The organism is Thermoplasmata archaeon (assembly GCA_035622275.1).
GTDB lineage: Archaea > Thermoplasmatota > Thermoplasmata > Lutacidiplasmatales > UBA184 > Lutacidiplasma.
This window is the reverse complement of sequence record DASPVQ010000005.1, coordinates 96,807-116,788: the sequence shown is the minus strand read 5'-3', so window position 1 is coordinate 116,788 and position 19,982 is coordinate 96,807. Positions and strand designations below refer to the sequence as shown.

Annotated in this window: 24 protein-coding genes and 1 pseudogene; 9 read left to right on the top strand and 16 right to left on the bottom strand. The window is 71.9% G+C overall.

The features are described 5' to 3' along the window. Nucleotides 1-1,465: radical SAM protein (locus VEL82_01970; protein HXW66637.1), on the top strand; the 1,465-nt coding region annotated here is incomplete at its 5' end. Nucleotides 1,466-1,505: 40 nt separating this feature from the next. On the opposite strand, the gene VEL82_01965 is transcribed toward VEL82_01970, so the two are convergent. Further along, on the bottom strand, nucleotides 1,506-1,904 hold the full coding sequence (locus VEL82_01965; protein ID HXW66636.1) for a hypothetical protein: 399 nt from the start codon (nucleotides 1,902-1,904) through the stop codon (nucleotides 1,506-1,508). Nucleotides 1,905-2,132: 228 nt separating this feature from the next. Between VEL82_01965 and VEL82_01960 the strand changes: the two genes are divergently transcribed. The 5 genes and pseudogenes from VEL82_01960 (at nucleotide 2,133) to VEL82_01940 (ending at nucleotide 6,285) form a co-directional block, all read left to right on the top strand. Beyond that, on the top strand, nucleotides 2,133-3,482 hold the full coding sequence (locus tag VEL82_01960) for a cation:proton antiporter (GenBank protein HXW66635.1): 1,350 nt from the start codon (nucleotides 2,133-2,135) through the stop codon (nucleotides 3,480-3,482). A 55-nt stretch (nucleotides 3,483-3,537) separates the two neighbouring features. After that, nucleotides 3,538-4,218 (top strand): HAD family hydrolase, encoded by a 681-nt coding sequence (locus tag VEL82_01955; GenBank protein ID HXW66634.1) that lies wholly within the window; start codon nucleotides 3,538-3,540, stop codon nucleotides 4,216-4,218. 23 nt (nucleotides 4,219-4,241) lie between these two features. Then, nucleotides 4,242-4,823: a hypothetical protein gene (locus VEL82_01950; GenBank protein HXW66633.1), complete on the top strand. Its 582-nt coding sequence runs from the start codon at nucleotides 4,242-4,244 to the stop codon at nucleotides 4,821-4,823. 240 nt (nucleotides 4,824-5,063) lie between these two features. Beyond that, nucleotides 5,064-5,363, top strand: a pseudogene (locus VEL82_01945) (DUF6015 family protein). A gap of 298 nt (nucleotides 5,364-5,661) precedes the next feature. Further along, on the top strand, nucleotides 5,662-6,285 hold the full coding sequence (locus VEL82_01940; GenBank protein HXW66632.1) for a tRNA (pseudouridine(54)-N(1))-methyltransferase TrmY: 624 nt from the start codon (nucleotides 5,662-5,664) through the stop codon (nucleotides 6,283-6,285). Here the strand turns inward: VEL82_01940 and VEL82_01935 are convergent. From VEL82_01935 to VEL82_01915, 5 genes are all read right to left on the bottom strand, one after another. Continuing rightward, nucleotides 6,282-7,313 (bottom strand): hypothetical protein, encoded by a 1,032-nt coding sequence (locus tag VEL82_01935; GenBank protein ID HXW66631.1) that lies wholly within the window; start codon nucleotides 7,311-7,313, stop codon nucleotides 6,282-6,284. The genes VEL82_01940 and VEL82_01935 overlap by 4 nt on opposite strands. Nucleotides 7,314-7,328: 15 nt before the next feature. After that, nucleotides 7,329-7,694 carry a ribbon-helix-helix domain-containing protein gene (locus tag VEL82_01930; GenBank protein HXW66630.1) on the bottom strand — a complete coding sequence of 122 codons (366 nt, stop codon included), beginning with the start codon at nucleotides 7,692-7,694 and terminating at the stop codon, nucleotides 7,329-7,331. 106 nt (nucleotides 7,695-7,800) lie between these two features. Continuing rightward, nucleotides 7,801-8,409 (bottom strand): thioredoxin domain-containing protein, encoded by a 609-nt coding sequence (locus tag VEL82_01925; protein ID HXW66629.1) that lies wholly within the window; start codon nucleotides 8,407-8,409, stop codon nucleotides 7,801-7,803. A gap of 89 nt (nucleotides 8,410-8,498) precedes the next feature. Continuing rightward, on the bottom strand, nucleotides 8,499-8,789 hold the full coding sequence (locus VEL82_01920; protein ID HXW66628.1) for a DUF3303 family protein: 291 nt from the start codon (nucleotides 8,787-8,789) through the stop codon (nucleotides 8,499-8,501). A gap of 89 nt (nucleotides 8,790-8,878) precedes the next feature. Then, nucleotides 8,879-9,538 carry a CADD family putative folate metabolism protein gene (locus tag VEL82_01915; GenBank protein HXW66627.1) on the bottom strand — a complete coding sequence of 220 codons (660 nt, stop codon included), beginning with the start codon at nucleotides 9,536-9,538 and terminating at the stop codon, nucleotides 8,879-8,881. Between the two features lie 84 nt (nucleotides 9,539-9,622). On the opposite strand from VEL82_01915, the gene VEL82_01910 reads away from it, so the two are divergent. Next, the gene (locus tag VEL82_01910) at nucleotides 9,623-10,567 is read left to right on the top strand and encodes a GNAT family N-acetyltransferase (GenBank protein HXW66626.1); all 945 of its coding nucleotides are present in this window, start codon (nucleotides 9,623-9,625) and stop codon (nucleotides 10,565-10,567) included. Here the strand turns inward: VEL82_01910 and VEL82_01905 are convergent, their stop codons facing one another. Continuing rightward, nucleotides 10,568-11,941, bottom strand: a complete 1,374-nt coding sequence (locus tag VEL82_01905; GenBank protein HXW66625.1) for an MFS transporter — start codon at nucleotides 11,939-11,941, stop codon at nucleotides 10,568-10,570. A 103-nt stretch (nucleotides 11,942-12,044) separates the two neighbouring features. Here VEL82_01905 and VEL82_01900 point away from each other — a divergent pair, with 103 nt between their 5' ends. Continuing rightward, a complete protein-coding gene (locus VEL82_01900) occupies nucleotides 12,045-13,154 on the top strand; it encodes a hypothetical protein (protein HXW66624.1) in 1,110 nt (369 codons plus the stop codon). On the opposite strand, the gene VEL82_01895 is transcribed toward VEL82_01900, so the two are convergent. Genes VEL82_01895 through VEL82_01880 form a run of 4 tightly spaced genes read right to left on the bottom strand, consistent with a single transcriptional unit; the run spans nucleotide 13,105 to nucleotide 15,680 of the window. Further along, entirely contained in the window at nucleotides 13,105-13,950 is an 846-nt protein-coding gene (locus VEL82_01895; GenBank protein HXW66623.1) for a DNA-directed RNA polymerase subunit D, read from the bottom strand. The two genes, VEL82_01900 and VEL82_01895, sit on opposite strands and share 50 nt — an antisense overlap. Before the next feature lie 4 nt (nucleotides 13,951-13,954). Next, on the bottom strand, nucleotides 13,955-14,338 hold the full coding sequence (locus VEL82_01890; GenBank protein HXW66622.1) for a 30S ribosomal protein S11: 384 nt from the start codon (nucleotides 14,336-14,338) through the stop codon (nucleotides 13,955-13,957). A 3-nt stretch (nucleotides 14,339-14,341) separates the two neighbouring features. Next, entirely contained in the window at nucleotides 14,342-14,935 is a 594-nt protein-coding gene (locus VEL82_01885) for a 30S ribosomal protein S4 (GenBank protein ID HXW66621.1), read from the bottom strand. A 7-nt stretch (nucleotides 14,936-14,942) separates the two neighbouring features. After that, a complete protein-coding gene (locus tag VEL82_01880; GenBank protein HXW66620.1) occupies nucleotides 14,943-15,680 on the bottom strand; it encodes a 30S ribosomal protein S13 in 738 nt (245 codons plus the stop codon). Between the two features lie 185 nt (nucleotides 15,681-15,865). Here VEL82_01880 and VEL82_01875 point away from each other — a divergent pair, with 185 nt between their 5' ends. Continuing rightward, nucleotides 15,866-16,588, top strand: a complete 723-nt coding sequence (locus VEL82_01875; GenBank protein ID HXW66619.1) for a polyprenol monophosphomannose synthase — start codon at nucleotides 15,866-15,868, stop codon at nucleotides 16,586-16,588. On the opposite strand, the gene VEL82_01870 is transcribed toward VEL82_01875, so the two are convergent. Genes VEL82_01870 through VEL82_01850 form a run of 5 tightly spaced genes read right to left on the bottom strand, consistent with a single transcriptional unit; the run spans nucleotide 16,540 to nucleotide 19,829 of the window. After that, nucleotides 16,540-17,187 (bottom strand): methyltransferase, encoded by a 648-nt coding sequence (locus VEL82_01870; protein HXW66618.1) that lies wholly within the window; start codon nucleotides 17,185-17,187, stop codon nucleotides 16,540-16,542. The two genes, VEL82_01875 and VEL82_01870, sit on opposite strands and share 49 nt — an antisense overlap. Beyond that, nucleotides 17,184-18,338: a J domain-containing protein gene (locus tag VEL82_01865; protein ID HXW66617.1), complete on the bottom strand. Its 1,155-nt coding sequence runs from the start codon at nucleotides 18,336-18,338 to the stop codon at nucleotides 17,184-17,186. Before VEL82_01865 ends, VEL82_01870 begins: the two co-directional genes overlap by 4 nt. A 44-nt stretch (nucleotides 18,339-18,382) precedes the next feature. After that, a complete protein-coding gene (locus tag VEL82_01860) occupies nucleotides 18,383-19,216 on the bottom strand; it encodes an SAM-dependent chlorinase/fluorinase (GenBank protein HXW66616.1) in 834 nt (277 codons plus the stop codon). A gap of 36 nt (nucleotides 19,217-19,252) precedes the next feature. Next, the gene (locus VEL82_01855) at nucleotides 19,253-19,585 is read right to left on the bottom strand and encodes a hypothetical protein (protein ID HXW66615.1); all 333 of its coding nucleotides are present in this window, start codon (nucleotides 19,583-19,585) and stop codon (nucleotides 19,253-19,255) included. Between the two features lie 10 nt (nucleotides 19,586-19,595). Continuing rightward, the gene (locus tag VEL82_01850) at nucleotides 19,596-19,829 is read right to left on the bottom strand and encodes an Lrp/AsnC ligand binding domain-containing protein (protein ID HXW66614.1); all 234 of its coding nucleotides are present in this window, start codon (nucleotides 19,827-19,829) and stop codon (nucleotides 19,596-19,598) included. Between the last annotated feature and the right edge of the window lie 153 nt (nucleotides 19,830-19,982).

The window sequence follows — 19,982 nt, the reverse complement described above, 5'->3', positions numbered from 1 at the left end:
CGCCGACGCCGTCTGCCCGGACGATTGCGGCATCTGCTCGCTGCACACCTCGCACAGCGCGCTGGCCAACGTGGATCTGACCAACCGCTGCAACCTGACCTGCCCGGTCTGCTTTGCCAACGCCAACGCGGCGGGTTACGTCTACGAGCCGACCCGCGAGCAGATCTACTTCATGCTGAAGACCCTGCGAGAGCAGAAGCCGGTCGGAACCGTGGCGGTCCAGTTCTCGGGCGGCGAGCCCACGCTGTCCCCGCTCTTCCTGGACGCCTGTGGAATGGCGCGGGAGCTCGGATTCAAGCAGGTCCAGGTTGCTACGAACGGAATCCGCTTCGCCAACGAGGCGGGCTTCGCGCAGCAGGCCCGGAACTCGGGACTCCACACGCTCTACCTCCAGTTCGACGGACTGGACGACGAGATCTACCGGAAGGTGCGAGGCGTCCCGCTCCTGAAGGTCAAGGAGAAGGCCATCCAGGCCGCCCGATCCACTCACTCCTCTCCCGAAGAGCTGGCAGCGGGTAAGCCCGACAAGCCGCTCTCGGTCGTGCTGGTCCCGACCCTGGTGGGCGGGTTCAACGAGAAGGAGATCTGGCCGACGGTCAAGTTCGCGATCGACAATATCGACGTCGTCCGCGGCGTGAACTTCCAGCCGGTCGCCCTGACCGCGCGCATCCCCGACAAGGACCGCTTCCAGATGCGCTTCACCCAGTCCGACCTCGTCCGGATCCTCTGCACGGAGGGCCCGTTCGAGCGTTCCGACTTCTTCCCGGTCCCCTCGGTCGCCCCGATTTCCGAACTCGTCTCGATCATCCACGGCGAGGAGAAGATGACGCTGACGACGCACCCGGGCTGCGGGTGCGCCACGTTCGCGTTCATCTCGCAGGACGGGCAGAAGATCACCCCGCTCCCGCGGTTCATGGACGTCGACGGCTTCTTCGAGAACGTCGAGTCGATGATCGAGAAGTATCGGGATGCGCGCTTCTCGCGCGTGCGCACCGCGGTCGCGGGCGCCCGCCTGCTGCACGACGTCTCGAAGTACTTCGACTTCGCCCACGCCCCGGAGGGACTGAGCGAGAAGAACTGCGTGAAGGTGATCGCGGGGATCTTCACCGAGGGCAACAAGGAGGCCCTCGCGAAGTTCACGTGGCGCACGCTCTACATCGGCAACATGCACTTCCAGGACGCCTACGACTACGATATCCAGCGGCTGATGCGCTGCGACATCCACTACGCGGTACCGGACGGTCGGATCATCCCGTTCTGCTCGTACAACTCCGGCCCGATCTACCGGACGGAGGTCGAGAAGAAGTTCTCGATCCCGATCCCCGACTGGCAGGCCGCAAAGAAGCAGGTCGGCCCGACGCTCAAGACGATCGAGACCATGGGCGTCAACGGCGAGGTCATCGTCGACCCCGAGTACTACAAGGTCCGCGCGCTCAAGGGCGCGCCGGGCATGAGCTCGGCGTAGGTCGGCCCCGTCGGCCGGTGCAACCCCTTCGCCCGTGGTCCTATCGACCCGGGGTCTCGTACAGCATCCGGCCGGCGCTCCGCATCCGGGCCCGCAGGCTGCCCGGCCGGCGACCGAGCGCCTCCAGCCGCTCATCGATCCGATGCCACCGGCGCGCGAGCCCGGCGCCCGGGCGACGGGCCGGCGCCGCCTGCGGGGCCGGGGGATGGGCGGCGAGCCAGGCGAGCGTCGCCTCGATGTGCTTGCAGGTGCCGAGGCCGCGGCGCGCGAAGTCGGTGCAGGTGCACAGCGCCGATGTCCGCTCCGGATACTCCGGCAGCATCACGAGGTAGCTGGTCCGGTGCAACGGATTGCGAACCTCGAGGAGCGGGTACGGGTCGTCGGAACGCAGCCGCACGTCCAGCGGCTCCTCGAGGGCGCGCGCCCGACGGGCGTCCACCGCGGCACGGTCCGGGCCGCGTGGACGTGGGGGTGATCGCGCCTCCGACCCCATTGGCATCGCCGGGCGACCGGTCGCGGGCACAAAGCGGTGCGGGCCCGAGCGGGCACCGCCTGCGCGGGCAAACCTAGTTATGGCGCCGCCCGGACACGCTGGCGTGGGGCCGGCGGTGGCGCTCGGGGATCCACGTCGGAGTCCCCCGTCGCCGACGTCGGGTGGGCGAGCGCGATGATCAACACCACCACCGAGTTCATCGTCGGGCTGTTCCTCCTGGTCGCGCTGGGCGTCCTGGTCGGCGAGCTGTTCACGCACCTCGGCCAGGCCGCCCTCGTCGGTCAGCTCCTGGTCGGGGTGATCCTTGGCCCGACGCTCCTCGGCCCGGCGCTCGGGCTCAGCGCGATCACGCCGGAGTTCACGGGCCTGGAGACGCTGGCGACGTTCTTCATCCTCATGATGGCCGGTCTCACCATCAATCCCCGACAGCTGCGCGAGGTGGGCACGCCCGCCGTGCTGCTCGGCGTCGGGATCTTCTTCGTCCCGTTCCTCGCCGGTGCCGGGATCGTCCACCTCCTCTACCCGTCCTTCAGCTCGCTGCTCGACCTCTACGTCGCGCTCACGGTGTCGATCACCGCGCTCCCCGTCCTCGCGATCATGCTGCAGGAGTTCGAGCTCCTGGACACCCCGTTCGGAGCGTTCCTGTTGAGCGCCTCGGTGGTCAACGAGCTGTGCGCGGTCACGGTCTTCGCGATCCTGCTGCGGATCGGCAGCGGCGGCGCCGGCGGGAGCCTCGCGGCCGCGGGGCTCGCGGTCGGGGCGGTCCTGTTGTTCCTCGGGTCGATCCTCGCCGTCTACCTCGTGCTGCGCTGGGCGGTGAGCCGGCCCCGATGGGGTCGCTTCGTCCAGCGCTTCCGCTCGACGTGGCACTCGCGCGAGGCCGGATTCGCCCTGCTGATCATCGCGGGCCTGGCGTCGGCCCTCTACTCCCAGTACCTCGGCCTGACGTTCGTCGTCGGCGCCTTCTACGCCGGCATCATCGTGACGCCCGAGATCACGGGCCGCACGGTCCACCGCTCGATCATCACCATCTTCGAGGCCGTGAGCTGGGGGTTCTTCATTCCGCTGTTCTTCGTGCTCGTGGGCTACGGCACCGATTTCCTCGAGCTCGGCACGTCGATCGTCGCCCTCATCGCGTTCGCCGCGCTCACGATCTATGCGGTGGTCTCGAAGTTCCTGGTCGGCTCCGCCGTCGGCCTCACGCTCCGACGCTCGTCCGAGGAGTCGTTCGCGATCGGCTTCCTCGTGGTCAGCCGGGGAGCGGTCGAACTGGCCATGGCGGTGATCCTGCTCGACGCCGGGATCTTCACCACGACGATCTTTACGATCGTCGCCGGCGTGGGCCTGATCACGACGATCGTGGCGCCGATCGGCGCGCGCCCGTTGATCCGCGCGATGCAGGCGTCCGCCCACCGCGCGCGACGCGACGCGGAGCGCGGCGGGCCGGCCTCGTGGACCCGGGAGCTGCCCGTGCCCACGCGCCCCGAGGACGACCGGCCCGCGCTGCCCCGCGCCTCCCGTTGACGTCCGGATCCCGGTGCCCCGGCACGGTTATCTCCCCCGGACCCGCGCCGTAGCGATGGGCTCGGCGGGCTGGGGCCTCTTGACCGTGGATATCGACGGCACCCTCACGCGCGGGCACGGCTGGAAGGTGATCGCCGAGACCCTCGGCCAGCGCGACGCGTTCGCGCGGACCAACCGCCGCTTCTTCGCCCGCGAGATCGGCGAGGACGAGCATCTGCGCGACATGCTATCGCTCGCGGCCGGCACGCCGGTCGCGGCGATCGAGCGGGCCCTCGCCGCGACGCCGAGGCTCGAGGGGATCGTCGAGGGTGTGGCGCGGCTCCAGGCCGGGGGGATCCGCGTCGCGCTGCTCTCGCACAACCCTCCGTACGTCGGCGAGTGGTACGTGCGCCGCTTCGGCTTCGACGCCTTCGCGGGGACCGACGGTCAGCCGGTGGTCGACGGCATCGTCGGCCCGCCGGGAGGGATCCACGCCGACAAGCGCGCCGGGCTCGAGGCGCTCTCCCGCCGTCTCGGGGTCTCGCCGCGGAGGATCGTCCATGCCGGCGACGGGTGGGCGGACGCCGCGATCTTCCCCCTGGTCGGCGGAGGCATCGCGATCAATTCCCGCCTCCCCGAGGTGGATTGGGCGGCCGACCTCGTCCTGCGGACGGACGACTTCCGCTCGGTCGCGACGGCGGTGGAGCGCCTGCCCGCGCGCGTAAGGCCGAGCGCGGTGCTATCAGAATTCTTATAGCATCGTGGTCTGACGGTACCCGGATGGAGTACGTCGTACTCCGGGCGGTCCACCCGACCTGGTTGACCACCCAGCTGCCGCTCGAGGTCGCCGAGCTGATCCGCTTCCGTCCCGAGGACGACCCGGCGAGCGAGAGCGGCCGCGCGATCTCGTTCCTCGCGAGAGGGCCCGGACTGGCCCGGGTGATCGCGACCCTGAGCGCCCGCGAGGCGCTGGCGGTCGAGACCGTGCGCGGTCGTCTCCTTGCCTCCGCCCGCCCGGGCGAGCGGCACCTCTTCAGCCTTCCGACGGCGGTGATCCGCCACCTCGGACTCCAGGTGTTCTCGCGCGGCCCGCGCGCCGGCCGGGGGACCGACGACCGCCTGCTCTGGTTCGTCCCCGCTCCCGAGTACTACGAGTACCGCTCGCTGGTGGAGGCCGGTCGGCGCTGGAGCGGCCCCTCGAGCGGCCCGTTCGCTCACGTCTACGTTGCGAAGTCGCTGCTTCCGTTCCCGCGCGACATCTCGGGCCTCGCCGAGTTCGAGCTACGGATCGAGCAGGAGGAGTGGCGGCCCGGGGTCGAGGCGCTCCAGCGGGTGGGACGCGGGCGCCGGGTGGTCCTGTAGCGCGCCGAGCGACATCGCGAAGCGCCCCGGCTGGCTCCCGCCGGTGACGCTCCGGACCCGCGCGCGGTTAGCCGTCTTCGCCAGTTATTTATACGCAGGGCAAGGATAGACACGGGCATGCGGAACCCCAGAAGCGAGCCGAAGGCGTCGAGCCGCCGGTACACCCTTCGCAACCCGGTCCCGCTGCGCACCGACGAGGACGTCCGGACGACCCGGGTCGGCCTTCCGACCGATGCGGCGCTGGGCGATGCGTCCGGGCCGGTCGACTTCGATTCGCTCGCGAAGGCGATCCGCCGATCCGTCGGCCACGAGGGGATGCGCCCCGAGGACGCCCGTTCGATCGCGGCCCATGTCCTCAACTTCTTCGGGTTCAACGAGCGGATCATCGACAACGTCCTCGAGCCGGACGATCGCGACACGTTCTACATGCTGGAGGACACCGGCATCCTCGAGACCGAGCGCGACGAGACGACGCTCTACGACGGCCGGGAGTGGCGCATCCATTACTGGATGTTCCGCAAGGACCGCATCTTCGAGCTCGCCCGGCAGGAGAGCGCGGCGATGGCCGCCGCCGGCGAGGCCGAGGTCGTGTATTCCTCGAACGCGAACCGCTCGGGGGCGTTCCGCCTCCCGCACGGGGAGCACGGCACGGGGATCGCGGCCCACGCGGTCTACCATGAGCTCGGGGACGAGGTCTGGCTGGAGCGCCGGCAGAACCCGCTGCCGCCCCCGCCGACGGCCCCGCGGCCCCGACGCCGCGACGACCCGCTGTAGGCCCCGCCCCGGGCCCCGGCCGGAGCCGTCGCACCCTTAATCGACCGGTCGCTTCGGCGTCCACGTGCGGCGGTTCCTGCTGCTCGCCCACCGGGTCCCCGTTTCGGGGCGGTTCAGCCTGAACGACCTGGCCGGCGGCGCGGGGCGGATGGACGAGATCGCCCGGGCGGTGTCGACCGCCTTCACGCTCTCGAACGATCTCCGACGGGACACCGAGGTCACGGTGCTCTTCGTGGCCGAGCCCCCGCCGGCCGCGCGGCGGATCGACCTGGTGGGCGCGCGCCTGCGCTACCTCAATCCGGACGAGCGGTCGACCGCGGCCCTGTTGAAGAACGCGCTCAGCCGCTCGAGCGGCGTCGACCGGACCCTCGAGGCGTCGCCGGGTCTGACGGTGGGGCCGGTCGCGCCGGATCCGGCGCTGCGGGAGTTCCTCGAGCGGCCGGGCGCCGTGTGGCTGACCGAGGCGGGCGAGCCGATCGAACGATGGGACCCGGGAGCCGGGGACGTGGGTGCCCTCCTCTCCGACCCGTACGATCCCTCCGAGCTCGAGGCATCGATCGCCCGGGCGAGCGGGGTCCCCCGGCTCTCGGTCGGGCCCCGTTCGCTCCGCGCCTCCCAGGTGATCGACCTTGTCCACGGCGAGCTCGACCGGCGCGCGCCGGCGCGTCCCGCGCCGCCTCGCCCCTAGCGTGCGACGAGCGGGCCCTCGTGGGGTCCGTTGGGGCGCAGCGCGTCGCGCACGCTCCGGGGCCGCAAGCCGCCGATGACGGCGGTGAGGCGCACGACCTCGCGGGGCTCCGGGCGCACCCGGGTGCCGAAGACGAGGTGCTTCGGCTCCCCGAGGCGCTGGCGCAGCGTGCGCAGGACCCGATCGAGGGTGCGCAGGGTGAGGTTGGCGCCTCCGTCCAGGTGCACGAGCGCGCTCGGGAGCTCCGAGAGGTGGTAGTCGAGCAGCGTGTCGCTGAGCGCCTGGTGGACGAGCCGCTCGGGCTCGGAGATGTGGTACTCCCCGACGATCAGCGTCGAGAGACCGGCCTCGCGCAGGTGGTTCTTGAGGCTGGCGAAGTCCACGTTGAGCTGCGAAGGGTTCTCCACCATGTCGACCAGGCTCGAGACGAGGGAGTGGAGGTAGGCGTTGCGGACATGGAAGACCCGGTGGATCGGCAGCGACTCGAAGCGCCGGAGCTTCTCGTTGTTGAGCACGAGCAGGAGGCCGCCCATCTCCTCGAGCTCGCCGATCGTCGCCTCGACGTTCTCGCGCCGGCCCTGGTTCGTGTCCAGTTCGACCTGGAACGGCAGGAAGACGACCGGGACCGGTAGCGTCTCGGTCGTGCGGAGCTCCCGGGCGAGGAACGGCAGCAGCGCGCTGCCCGTGCCGCCGCCGAGACCGGCGAGCAGAAAGACGATCTCGAACGGGGCGAGGCGCCGCAGGATCTCCTCGCGTCCCTCCTCGGCGGCGCGCAGGACCGACGCGCGATCCCCGCCGGAACCCCGCCCCCGCAGCTCGCGCGTGCCGATGAGGATCCGCTCCTCGACGCCCATGCGGAGCAGGTGCTTGGCATCGCTGTTGATCGCGAACGCTCGGACGCCCGGGATCCCGAGGCTGACGAGGTCCTGGACCGCCTCGCTGCCGGCGCCCCCCAGCCCCACGACCGCGACCGGCGGCGAGAGCGCGAGCGAGGCCCATGCCTCGGGTGGCTTGCCGTCGGGGCTCATGCGCTCGCCCACCGCCTAGGGCGGAGGGGAGCCTTCGGCGGTCAGCGGCTCCCCTTCGCGTCGGTGGGTCCGCGCGGGCGGGCCCAGCTGCTCGAGCCGGCCGCGGATGTACTCGCGCACGGCGGAGCGGACCGCATCGTCGACGCTCACGGAGTTGCCCTCCCGGACGAACTCCTCGAGGCGGCTGTTGTCCTGCCGCGAGAGCTCGACCACGACCTTGCGAACGTTCTGCGGCGGGAGGTGGAGCTCGATGTACTGCTCGAGCCCCTCGCGGATCGTGTCGGAGATCGTCGGGGTCCCCTTCGTCTGCTGGAGCTGCTTGAGCTTCTCGAGCAGCTCCTGCGGGATCCGGACCGTCACCCGCTCCGACGTGTCGGTCATGCCCGTCAGACAATCCCCCTAGCTTTGTCTGACGATTGACATATCGTCTCGCACGTATATGAACCAGCCGGCGCGCGAGCGCCGACCGCCGCGGGCCGAGGGCCGGCTAGCCGCCGGGGACGGCCACGAGCGCCGCGCGCAGCGCCTCGAACTCGTAGGAGCCGACGTGCATCCGGCCGTTGACGAAGAACGTCGGGGTCTCGACGACGCCGAGCCGTCGCCCCTCCTCGAGATCCCCCGCGACGCGCCGGGCCGGCGCGCCCGAGGCGAGGTCACGCTCGAAGTGGGCGACGTCGACCGGCAGCTCCGCTGCGAGCCGCCGGTAGAGGGCGGGCGCGAGCTCGTCCTGATGATCGAACAGGCGATCGTGCATCAGCCAGAACTTCGCCTGGAGGTCGGCGGCCTCCGCGGCCTCGGCCGCGCTGGCGGCGTGCGGATGCACCTCGAGCTGTGGGAAATGCCGATACGCGTAACACAGCTCGTCCCCGAGGTCGTCGAGAAGCTCCCGCACCACGCCGAGCGATGCCCGGCACCCGGGGGACTCGTAGTCGCCGTACTCGACGAGCGAGCAGCGTGCGTTCGCGGCGTTGCGGTGGTGGTCCCGCGCCTCGATGGGCAGGACGAGGTCGGGGAGCAGCGGGCTCACCTCGGGCTCGCGCCCGGCGCGCACCCCCGCGGTCGACGTCGCCGCCTTCTTCCCCTCGGTGCCCGGCATCGGTCCGCGGGCGCCGAACCGCCTCGGCCCTTTAGCTCCAGCGTGGGCTCCGCCACGTCCCGGCGGCGTGCCCGCCGGGGAAAGGACGCTCAGCAGGCGCCGCGGCTCACGACCTCCTCGCACGAAGAGGCGGGGATCACGTCGAGGCTGCCGGCCTGGGCGAACGGTCCCAGGTAGCTGCGCACGGCCGACTCGCTCGGCCCCTCGATGAGGACGTAGAGGTGGTGCTGCCCGCGCGCGACCGCGTCGCCGACGAGCGTGAGCCCGGCCTTCTGGGCGTTGGCCGGCGAGAGGATCTGCAGCAGGAACGGTGCCATCTGGGGGTTGCCCGCGGGGCAGCGGTCGGCCGGGTGGCGATGCTCGACGACGAACAGCGACATGGCCGATGCGACGCGGGCTGGGGGTCTTGCCGATGTCGATAGGCGCAGCCCCCGCGCGCTCGCGCGCGCGCGGCGCGCGTTCCCGGTCGCTAGTGGCAGGGGAACCCGTCGAGGAACCGCCACCAGGCACCGATCGCGCGGCCCGCGCTCGAGAGCGCCGCGCGCGCGGCCTCCGGGCGGCCGGCGATCTCCGAACGCAGGATCCTCCGCTCCGCCGCCGAATGCTCGACGTCGGCGCCGGTGTGCACGCGGAAGAACTCGTGTGCGGCGGGCGCGTCGAGACCGTAGAAGGCACGGATCCCGCGCGACTTCTCGGCGGCGATCGCCGGGAAGATCGACTCGTACGCATAGAGCGCCGCAAGCGCGCTCGCGCTCCCGGCGTCGGTCAGCTGCTCGTAGGCCCGCAGCAGCGCGCGCGTCGGCGCGAGGGCCGTCGCGCTCGCGGCGGCGTGGCGGGAGAGACCGAGCGCTTGCGCGAAGTCGAGCCACAGCTCCGGGTGCGTCGGGTCCCGTCCCTCCTCGTCGGTGAGGTTCCCAAGAAGAACGCGGCGCTGGCGCGGGTCGGTGAGCTTCGCATAGGCCGCGGCCACGTACCGGGGGAAGTTCGATTCGAAGTGGTAGTACTGGCCCGCGTACTCCTTCAGCGTCGCGCGCGAGAGTTCGCCGCGGGACCAGGCGAGATAGAAGGGATGGCGCAACAGGTGGCGTTCGCGCAGCAGACGGTCGATGGGAGCGATCGCGTCGGGCACGGTGCCGGGTACCCCTCCCGCCTAACTACCTTTTCGGGAGCGCGGTCGGCAGGATGATGAGCCGGCCCGACCTCGGCGAGGAAGATGTCGACGGCGATGTCGCTCGGCGAGGACCGTGCGTCCGCGATCGAGCTCGCGCTCGACGCGCTGCGCTCGCGCGGTCCGCCCGTGGAGGAGGCGCTGCCGTTCCGCTCCGCGCTCGAGGCCGACGTGCGGGCGGGCACGGCCCTGGGCGTCCTGCTCAAGGACGGCGACCGTCCGGTCGCCATCGCCATCTGGGACCCGCCCTCCGCGCTCGGCGCGATGGTCACGATCGCGCATCGGAGGGCGGGAGCTCAGTCGGCCGCGGGCTACCGGGAGCTGTACGCGGCGATCGCCGAGCGCGCCGGGCCGATCTCCTTCGCGCCCGGCGGACACGCCGGACTCTCCGACGAGGCCGAGGCGGCGTTGATGGAGTCGCTCGGGTTCGGACGGTTCGGTCGTTCGGAGATGCGCTTTCCCCCGAACGCTCCGACCCCGCCGTTCTCCGAGCCCGCGCCCGCGCGCCTCCGCTCCGCCCGCACCCACGATGCGCTCGCCCTCGCCCGCATGCACGTGCGAGCGTACACCGACCACTTCGATCGCTACCTGTTCCTGACCGATCTCGATCCGACGGTGGATGCCTCCCACGACGTCGCAGAACTCCTCGCCGGGCGATGGGGAGAGTTCCTGCCCTGGGCGTCCCCGGTCGCGGAGGAACCGGACGCGCTCGTGGGGGCGGTGCTGGTCGTCCGCGCGCCGTACGGCGCGCTGATCGCGGATGTGATGGTCGATCCGGCCCATCGGCGGCGCGGTCTCGGGCGGTCGCTGCTGGTCGAGTCGATCCACCGCCTGCGCGAGCGCGGGGAGACGTCGATCGTCCTCAATGTCACCGAGGGCAACGGCAGCGCGATCCGGCTCTACGAGCGGCTCGGCTTCGTGCGGAGCCTCGGCCCGTCGCACGGCTGGTATTCCCGCAAACAGATCCCGGTCTCGCCGGGGCGCGACTGACTAGCTGCTCGCGGCGGCCTCCCCGTCGGCCGACACGGGCTCGGCCGAGCGGGGGTGGAAGCCGAGGCGGCGCAGCGCACCGAAACCAGTCGCCATCACGAGGCCGAACACCCCGATCGCCCCGCCGGCCGCGAGGTAGGTGCCCTGGACCCCGATCTCGAGGGTGAGGAGCCCGCCCGTGCCCTGACCGAACGGCACGAGGGCGTAGCTGCCGACCTCGTCCGCCGAGAAGACCCGCCCCATCATCGCGTCGGGCACGGTCGCCTGGATCGTCGACAGGACGACCGTCTGGATCATCCCCGGCATCATCCCGTAGACGAACATGATCGGCAGCGCGAGCCAGATCGAGCGCACGAGGCCGAGCGCGAACAGCGCGAGCCCCATGCAGGCCGTCAACGCGATGATCGTCCGGCCCGCGCTCGGTTCGAAGCGGAAGCGCGAGATCAGCACGAAGCCGACCGCGACCCCGAGCGTCGACGCCGTGACGATCGCGCCGTACCATACGCCGGCGGACAGGCCGAGCCACAATCCGACGTACAGGCCCAGCTCGACGAGCGCGACCGCGCTGAAGAAGTTCACGAGCAGTGCGGCGACCGTGATCTGAAGGAGCTCGCGTCGCCGTCCGAGGTAGACGAAGCCCTCCTTCGCCTCGGAGAGGACCGCGCGTCGACGCCCGGAGCGCGGCACGGAGAGGTCGGCCCGCACGAGCAGCAGCGTCGCCTGGGTCGCGAAGAAGAGCAGGAACGGCACGACGAAGGCGAACGTCGCGCTCGAGACGCTCAACAGGCCGCCGACGCTGAGCGTGCCGGCCGCCGAGAGGATCGCGGCCGTCGAGTAGATCACGCCGTTGGCCCGCCCGAGGTCCACCGGGTCGACGATCTTCGGGACCGAGCTGTTGAACGCCGGCCGGAAGAGCGTGGAGGTGACGACGATCGCGCCCCAGCAGGGGTAGGTCAGCAGGAGCCACAGGGGCAGGTAGAAGCCGGCGGGGCCCGGGACCGGCACGCGCGCCCCCGGCGCGAAGAGGAAGTCCGCGGTCGCCGCGGCGGTCGCGAGGATGGAGATCATGTTGATCGTGCGCATCAGCTCGCCGCGATCGTGGCGGTCCGCGATCGCCCCGGCGAACAGCGCGGTCAGGAGGGTCGGGAGGGCCGAGGATAGGCCGAGGAAGGCGAGCGCGAGTGGCGCGTAGGTGGCGCGGTCGGCCGCCGGGTAGGCCATTGTCACCGCGTAGATCAGGATCACGAGAACGGTCGACGGTGCCGCGAACTGGAGCGCCCCGACCGCTAGGAACGGCCGGAACGACGGCCGCCCGAAGAGGTCGCCGTATCGGCTCAGGAGCCCCCTCCCCCGCGTCCGACCCGACCCGACCACCGCGCGATAAGCCTTCCGAAGCGCGGACGGCGACGCGGGACCGGCGCCCCATCGAAACGAGGATGTACTCCGCGCCCTTCCCCGCGCCCGCCGGGGACCGACCGTGCGCCTGCTCCACCACGATGCGGCTACCGGCCGCTTCCGGCTTCGGCTCGAGACCCCCAGCGACCTGTGGCGGATCGCGCGCCTGGTGCGACCCGGCGAGATCGTCGGCGCCTCGACCACGCGCCGCGACCCGGAGGCACCCCCCGACGTAGCGGGCGCCGAGCGGGCGCGCCGGCGCGTCTACCTCGCCGTGCGTGCCGAGCAGGTCGAATTCCACGGCTTCTCCCGGCACGTGCGGATCGCCGGTCCGATCGTCGAGGGTCCGTTCGACGTCGGCCGCCACCACACCCTCGATCTGACTGAGGGCGACGAGGTGACGGTCATCAAGCCCGAGCCCACCGCGGCCGAGCGCACCCTGCTCGACGAGGGGCTGCGCGGGGCGGGCGAGCCGACGGTCCTGATCGCCGCGGTCGACTGGGGGGACTCGGCAATCGTGCGGCTCCGAGGCCGGGCGATCGAGCCGGTCGCGGACGTGCGCCGGACCATCGCGGGCAAGCGCTACGAGGGCACCCAGGGGGAGAAGGACCGGCGCGCCTACGTCGACGAGCTCCTCGGACTGATCGAGCGGGAGGCCGCGGGCGCGACCGCGGTCATCGTCGCGGGGCCCGGCTTCCTGAAGGAGGAGCTCAAGCGGCGGCTCGCGGAGGCCGACCCCGCGCTGCACCGCAAGCTGACGGTCGTCGCGACCGCGGAATCCGGGCGCGTCGGGATCGATGAGCTGCTGCGCTCGGGCCGGGCCTCCGAGGTGCTGCGCGGCAGCGTCGCCGCCGAGGAAGCGGAGGTCGTCGAGCGGCTCGTCCGCTCGCTCGCCAGCGGGGTCCGCGCCGCGGTCGGGCCCGCCGAGGTCGCGGAGGCCGTCGCGGCGGGAGCGGTCGAGCTGATCCTCGTGTCCGAGTCGTTGCTCGCCGACGCGACCCTCGCCCCCGCGCTCGACCGGGCGCGCGCGGCCCGGGCGCGCATTCTCGTCGTCCAGGACGAGGGCGAGGCCGGCAAGCGCCTCGGTGCGCTCGGGCGGGTCGCAGCGATCCTGCGCTACGACTGGACGAGCCCGAGCCGCGCTACGGGATCGACTGCAGGGTCTCGCGCAGGTCCTCGAACCGGCGCTTGAGCTCCTTGAGCGAGTAGCGGAGCGCCTCGCGCGGCGTCAGCGACCCGTCGGTCTCGAAGCGCAGGAAGAAGCGCTCGTCGTCGGGCTCGATCTTGATCGAGCCGTGCTCACACGTTTGCTCGCACGCCCCGCAGTCGATGCACCGGGGCTCGTCGGTGACGGAGAGCTTGCCGCCGGAGAACTCGAGGATGTGGACCGGGCAGCTCGCCGCGGTCCGCTTCAGGCAGGCGTCGCTGCACCCTTCCTTCTTGGCGATGTGGACGTGCGGCCGCGGGTACATCCCGACCGCGTGGGCCACCTGCCACTTTGCGTGATCGCGGGCGCTGCCCACGACCGCGGTCGCGTAGGCGAGGAGCGCCTGGCGGGCGCCGAGGCGCACGATCGGCACGTCCGGCTCGAGGATCGCGAGCGAGGCGTCGCCGAGCGGCACGACGTCCTTGGCGTAGACGGTGCACGGGCCCTTGCGGTCGATGGAGTAGATCACCTGGCAGTGCGGGCAGCCCGCGCCGCCGCACGTGCATTCTGCCTTGCGGTGGAACTGGCCGAGGTCGGTCGGGATCGGCAGCAGACCGAGCCGCAGCGCGACCGCCTCGTCGAACATGCTCGTCGAGGAGTCGTAGTCCTTCCCCGACGCCTCGTCGCGGATGGGGCCGAGGTGGAACTCGACGTCCTCGATCGCGAGCTTCGGCACGTCGGCGAGCAGCGTCCGCCGGATGGCGTTCACCTGCGAGGCGCTCGGGCCCTCGAACTCGAGCAGGGTGGAGCGCGGCTTCAGCTCTTGGATCGTGACCGGCATCGGCTCACATCCGCCGGCCGCGACGCCCGCCCTTCGGCTTCGTGCCGTCGTGCGGGATCGGGGTCACGTCCTCGATGCGCTGGATCTTCACGCCGGCGCGGGCGAGCGCGCGGATCGCCGCCTGGGCCCCCGGGCCCGGAGAGCGGGAGCGGTTGCCGCCGGGCGCGCGCACGCGCACGTGGAGGGTCTCGTAGCCCTTCTCCTTGAGGACCGCCGCGATCTGGTCGGCCGCCTTCATCGCGGCGTACGGGCTCGACTCGTCCCGCGCCGCCTTGACGACCATCCCGCCCGTCGCCTTCGCCAGGGTCTCGGCGCCGGTGATGTCGGTGACCGTGATGTGGATGTTGTTGTAGCTGGCGTAGATGTGCGCGATCCCGATCTTCGCCATCGCCTAGCGTCCCTCCTCCGCCGCGAGGGGCGGAGCCTCGGGCGGTGCCGCCTTCGCGGCGAGGCGCTCGCGCAGGGCGGAGCGCATCGGGTGGTCGTCGTCGGAGAACGGGCTCGAACCGGCGTAGGCGATCTGGCCCTCCTCGTCCAGCCGGACGAGGTAGCCGGGCCGGGTGACCCGGTGGTCGCCGATCGAGAAGTGCCCGTGCACGATCCACTTCCGCGCGCCGGTGACGGTCGGCGCGAGCCCCCGGCCGGTCACGATCGTCTGGAGGCGGCGGCGCAGTACATCCTCGGTGGTCAGGGCGAGGACATCGTCGATCGTCGGCGTGCCGGCGGCGAGCACGCCGAGGCGGGTGAGGCGGGCGAGGAGCTGCTCGGTCTCCCGCTGCGCCTGCGGCTCGCCGGTCCGCAGCCGCGCTTGCAGTTCGCGCGCCTGACCGCGGAAGCCCCGCAGGATCGACTGGGCCTTCCACAGCTCGCGCTTGTTCTTCAGGCCGTAGCGCTCGAGGAGCTTGCGCTCCTCGTCCATGCGCGCCGCTTCCCACGGGTGCTTGGGCTTGTCGTAGGTGCGGCGCAGGAACTTGGGATCGCCCATCGCCGCGTCACTCCTTCTTGGCCGCGGGCGCCGGCGCGGCCGGCGCAGCCGGCGCGGACTCCTCGCGCGACGCGGCCGCCGCCGCTTCCTTCGCGGCCTTCTTCAGCACCCCGGCCGCCATGCCCGTCCGGCCGTTCGAGCGCGTGCGCTGGCCCCGAACCTTCTGGCCCCGCTCGTGACGCACCCCGCGGTAGCTGCGGATCATCTTCATCTGGTTGACATCGTCGCGCCGTCGCGTATCGAGATCGGCGCCGATGTAGTGGATCGACTCGCCCTGGACGGGCTCGTGGGGATGGTTGATCATCCACGGCGGGACCTTGGCCGGCAGCGAGCCGAGCGTGCTCTCCAGCCCCTCGACCGTTGCCTCGGGAAGGTTGCCGATACGCTCGGTCGCGACGACCCCGGACAGACGACAGGCGACCTCCGCCAACCGCGGCCCCACGCCGCGAACGCCGGTGAGGGCGAGCCGGACCGGCCGCGTGCCGTCGAGGTCGGTGTTGGCCACGCGCACGATGTAGCGGAAGTTGGGGTTGTCCGGCACGAACTTGGCGACCTTGCCGGTCACGCCGGGGGCCACCTTCGCCTTCTTGGCCTCCTTCGGCTCTTTGGCGTCCTTGCCCTCGCGCGACTTGCCGCCGCGCTCCTTCTTGGCCGCCTTCTCCGTCGGGGCCTCCGCCCCGGCGTCCGCGTCGGCCGCGGCGGTCGGCGTCTCGGCTTCCTTCGACTCCTTGGGCGCGGAGTTCACTCCCCGTGGGCGCCCCGCGACACGAGACCGCGCCGGCCCGTCGTCCAACGCGCGGCCCTCGGTCCGAGGGTGCGGCCGCCGAGCCGACCCGTCCTTTTAAGAGCTTCGGCGGCGCGGCGCGCGCGCGCCGGTCCGGTGGCCGCCGGGCGAAGAGGGATGTAGCCGGGGGACGGTCGTACACGTTCGTGGCCAGCCGTCCGGCGGTATCGGTCATCCTGCCGACGTACAACGAGCGCGAGGCGCTCGCACAGCTGTACCCTCGCCTCGCCCCGATCGTGGCGGCCCTCGGCGGTGAGGTGACGGTCGTCGACGACGCGTCGCCCGACGGCACGGCGGAGCTCGCCCGGGGCCTCTCCGGTCCGCCCGTCCCCCAGGTCCTCGAACGGCACGGCGAGCGGGGCCTCGCTTCGGCGGTCCTCGCGGGGATCGCCCGGACGAGCGGCGCGGTCGTGGTCGTCATGGACGCGGACGGCAGCCACCCGCCCGAGGACGTCCCCGCCCTGGTGGCGGCGGTGACCAGCGGTGGCTCCGAGTTCGCCCTGGGGAGCCGGTGGGTGGCGGGGGGGACCGCTCCGGGACTGACCCCGCTGCGGCGCCTGGTCTCCTGGGGCGCGCGGCTGCTCGCGCGACCCCTGAGCGACGTGCGCGATCCCATGAGCGGCTTCTTTGCCGTCCGCCGCTCGGTGCTCGACCGCGCGCCGCTCGCCCCTGTCGGCTACAAGATCGCGCTGGAGGTCCTGGTCAAGTGCCGCCCGTCCCCCCACCTCGAGGTGCCGATCACGTTCCGGCCCCGCCTCGCCGGACACAGTAAGCTCGGCGGCCGCGAGTCCGCGAACTACCTCCGCCACCTGGCCCGGCTCTACCTGTGGCGGCTGGCGGCCGCGCGGCGGGCCTCGAGCACCCGGTAGCCGGATGCCCGATCGAGCACGGTCACGGTTCCGGGAAAGTGGTCCGAGAGCCACGCCTGGTAGTAGCGGATGCCCGTGCTCCCCTTGCCGACGAGGAGCAGACGACCGCCGGGGGCAAGATGCGCCGGTGCCTCTGAAAGGATGCGCAGGACGTGGCGGCGTCCCACCCGGTACGGGGGGTTCGTCGCGATCGTGTCGAACTGGTCCGCGACGACCGGCTCGAAGAACGGGCCGACGCGCACCTCCGCGTTCGTCAGATGGTTGCGCGCGAGGTTCTCCTCGGCGAGATGGGCCGCGCGCCGGTTCACCTCGGTGAGGATGACGCGCCCCTCGCTCGCGCTCGCCGCGGCCGCGACCCCGACCGCCCCCCAGCCGCATCCGAGATCGAGGACGCGGTCCCGTGGCCCGACGCCCAGGTTCTGGATCAGCAGGTCCGTGCCGGGGTCCAGCCGGTGGGCAGCGAAGACGCCCCGGTCGACCCGGAACGACAGGAGCTCGCCCCGGTACAGGAAGCGCAGCTCGGCCGGCCGCGGGCGGGATCGGGGCCGCTCGGCGAAGTACGGCTCGCCGTCCGGCCGCGAGCCGTCATCGTCCGTCATCGGCCCGAGCCGTGGCGCCGGAAGAACCCTTCCCGGCGGCCGCCGGGCGCTGTCCCCCCGTCGCCCAGCGCCTCCCGCAGCGCCTCGCGTTGGTGGGAGGAGAGGGAACGAGGGATCTCCACGTGCACCGTCACGTAGATGTCGCCGCGGCCCCCGCCCCGGAACCGCGGGAACCCTCGCCCGCGCATCCGCAGCTGGGCCTCGGGCTGGGTCCCGGCCGGGATGGTGAGCACCGCCTGCCCCTCGATCGTCGGGATCGTCACTTCACCTCCGAAGATCGCGACGGCGAGCGGGACGGTCGTCTCGGTGTACGCGTCGAGCCCCTCGCGGCGCAGGTGGTCCGCCGGCTCGAAGAGGACCTGCACGAACAGGTCACCGGCGCGTCCGCCGTCGAATCCGCCGCCTCCGTGGCCGGGGATGCGCAGCACCGCCCCGTCCTCGATGCCCGCTGGCACCGTCACCTCGAGGCGCTCGACGGAGCGCTGGCGACCGCTCCCGCCGCAGGTCGGGCACTTCTCGAGGATGCGCCGCCCCGAGCCGTGGCACTTCGGGCACTCGCCGACCGTGATGAGCTGGGTGTAGCCGCTGCGTCGCACGCGGCGGACCTGGCCCGAGCCGCCGCACTCCGGGCACGTCTCGAGCGCCGTGCCCCCGCGCGCCCCGGTGCCGCGGCAGTCCGGGCACGGACCGATCTTCGGGATCTCGATCGTCGGCTGGGCGCCGTCGACTGCCGCGGCGAGCGGCAGGCGGACCGCGACCTCGATGTCGCTGCCCCGGTTCGACGGGACGCCCCGCATTCCGCCGAACGGGGAGCCGAAGGAGCCGAATAGCTGCTGGAAGAGCGCCGAGGAACCCAACAGGTCCTCGAGGTCGCCCGCGTGCGTGAAGTTCTGCCAGGTGAAGCCGCCCGGTCCGAAGTCGCTCTCGACGGCGCCGAAGCCCTGGGCGTCGTAGCGACGGCGCTTCTCGGGGTCGGCGAGCACCTCGTAGGCCTCGGACAGCTCCTTGAACTTCTCCTCCGCGGCCTTCGGGTTCTCCTTGGCGACGTCCGGGTGGTACTGGCGGGCGAGCCGCCGGTACGCCTGCTTGATCTCCTCGGGGCTCGCGGTCTTCGCGAGCCCCAGGACCTCGTAGTAATCGCGCTTGGCCATGGCCCGGATCGAGGCGCTCGCCCGATGACGGGCACCGTTCGTATTTACCGATTCACCCGGCGACGGGTCGACGGCCCCGTCGGCGCCCGCTCGGCGACCCAGCGGCACGAAAGGCGGGTGCCGGTGTCGGCGGCGAGGCGTCGGGCGGCATCCCCTTCACCCACCGCGAGCTCGAGGAGCCCGAAGCTCGATCCGAGGGCGCCGAGCCGGCCCCGCGCGAGAGCTTCGTAGTTCGTCACGAACGGGAGGCGCCGGCGCGGCCGCCCGGCCAGGCCAACGAGGAGCGCCCGGCTCTTTGCGGGGATCCAGGTCGTGGGCACGTTGGAGATCAGGTTCCCGAATCGGTCGCGGAGGAGGATCTCTCCCGTCGCCCCCCCGGCGCGACGTCGCGGCTCCGCCAGTTCGAAGCGATGCGGGCGGATCGGCCGTCCGAGACGGCGGGGCGGGGCGCCGGACGCCAGCGCGGCGGCCGCCGGGGCGAAGACATCTCGCCCGTCGAAGGTCGTGCCGACCCGCGCGCGGTCCCCCGCGCGCTCGATCCGGAAGGCCGATCCGCCGCCGAGGGTCGACGCGAGCGGCATCAGCACTCCGTTGTCGGGACCGACCAGCCGCGAGCCGTCGCGCGTCGCGATGACGATCGGCGCTCGCCGCCCGCCGACGCCGGGGTCGACCACGACGACGTGGACTGTGCCCGGTGGGAAGCCGCGGGCCATGGCCCGGACCAGGAAAGCCGCCTCCCCGATCGCGTGCGGGCGCAGATCGTGCGCGAGGTCGACGATCCCCCCCGGCGGGATCCGGTTGGCGAGCACCGCCTTCATCTGGGCGGCGTAGGCCGAGCCGATGTCGGTGGTGAGGGTGACCAGGCGGCGGCGCCGCATCGGGGCTAGTCCCGCGGGCCGACGCCGGCGGCCCGCCTACGACTTCATGATCGCGACCAGGAAGATCCCGACCGCGACGAGCGCGCCGATGACCGCGGCCACGATCACGAGGAACGACTCCCAGAGCAGCGAGCCGAGCTGGCCCGACGCGCCGCCGTCGAGGGCGCCCGTGTGGTAGAGATAGCCCGCCGCGACCCCGACGACGAGGCCCACGACCAGGAGCACGATCCCGATCGTCCGGCTCTTGCCGCTCCCGAAGTACGCCGTGAAGATCCCGGCCAGGATCAGGAACAGGCCGAAGACGAGCAACAGGATCGTCAGGAACTGCCAGCCGCCGATATCGACCGCGGTCGCCATCAGATCGAACATGGGGTACCCTTCAGAACTTGATCCCGGTGAGCGTCTTGGTGTCGATGACGCCCGCGACCGACCGGATCTTGTCGACCACGAGCTGGCCGAGCGCGTTGAAGTCCTCGGCCTCGACCTTGGCGATCAGGTCGTATTCACCGAACAGCGGGTGGAGCTCGACGATCCCCTTCACCCGCAGGAGCTCGGTGTAGACCTCGTGCTCCTTCGCGGGCGCCGTGCTGATCAGGACGAAGCCGATAGCCAAGCCTAGGCCACCCTCTCGACACCGCGCGACAACGGACCCCCCTAATAAGCGTTGAGACTCGTCTCACGGCGGTAAAACACCGACATCGCGTTGAGGGCGCCGGCCCGACCACTCCACAGAACTTCGCTTAAGTAAGGCTCCCGTCGCGCCGCC

What these genes read in the sequence shown, in the direction of transcription:
- VEL82_01865 (HXW66617.1), bottom strand. Translation starts at nt 18,338, where the DNA reads ATGGCCAAGCGCGATTACTACGAGGTCCTGGGGCTCGCGAAGACCGCG.
- VEL82_01950 (HXW66633.1), top strand. Translation starts at nt 4,242, where the DNA reads ATGGAGTACGTCGTACTCCGGGCGGTCCACCCGACCTGGTTGACCACC.
- VEL82_01910 (HXW66626.1), top strand. Translation starts at nt 9,623, where the DNA reads ATGTCGACGGCGATGTCGCTCGGCGAGGACCGTGCGTCCGCGATCGAG.
- VEL82_01930 (HXW66630.1), bottom strand. Translation starts at nt 7,694, where the DNA reads ATGACCGACACGTCGGAGCGGGTGACGGTCCGGATCCCGCAGGAGCTG.
- VEL82_01935 (HXW66631.1), bottom strand. Translation starts at nt 7,313, where the DNA reads ATGAGCCCCGACGGCAAGCCACCCGAGGCATGGGCCTCGCTCGCGCTC.
- VEL82_01960 (HXW66635.1), top strand. Translation starts at nt 2,133, where the DNA reads ATGATCAACACCACCACCGAGTTCATCGTCGGGCTGTTCCTCCTGGTC.
- VEL82_01890 (HXW66622.1), bottom strand. Translation starts at nt 14,338, where the DNA reads ATGGCGAAGATCGGGATCGCGCACATCTACGCCAGCTACAACAACATC.
- VEL82_01860 (HXW66616.1), bottom strand. Translation starts at nt 19,216, where the DNA reads ATGCGGCGCCGCCGCCTGGTCACCCTCACCACCGACATCGGCTCGGCC.
- VEL82_01955 (HXW66634.1), top strand. Translation starts at nt 3,538, where the DNA reads ATGGGCTCGGCGGGCTGGGGCCTCTTGACCGTGGATATCGACGGCACC.
- VEL82_01895 (HXW66623.1), bottom strand. Translation starts at nt 13,950, where the DNA reads ATGCCGGTCACGATCCAAGAGCTGAAGCCGCGCTCCACCCTGCTCGAG.
- VEL82_01920 (HXW66628.1), bottom strand. Translation starts at nt 8,789, where the DNA reads ATGTCGCTGTTCGTCGTCGAGCATCGCCACCCGGCCGACCGCTGCCCC.
- VEL82_01885 (HXW66621.1), bottom strand. Translation starts at nt 14,935, where the DNA reads ATGGGCGATCCCAAGTTCCTGCGCCGCACCTACGACAAGCCCAAGCAC.
- VEL82_01870 (HXW66618.1), bottom strand. Translation starts at nt 17,187, where the DNA reads ATGACGGACGATGACGGCTCGCGGCCGGACGGCGAGCCGTACTTCGCC.
- VEL82_01925 (HXW66629.1), bottom strand. Translation starts at nt 8,409, where the DNA reads ATGCCGGGCACCGAGGGGAAGAAGGCGGCGACGTCGACCGCGGGGGTG.
- VEL82_01855 (HXW66615.1), bottom strand. Translation starts at nt 19,585, where the DNA reads ATGTTCGATCTGATGGCGACCGCGGTCGATATCGGCGGCTGGCAGTTC.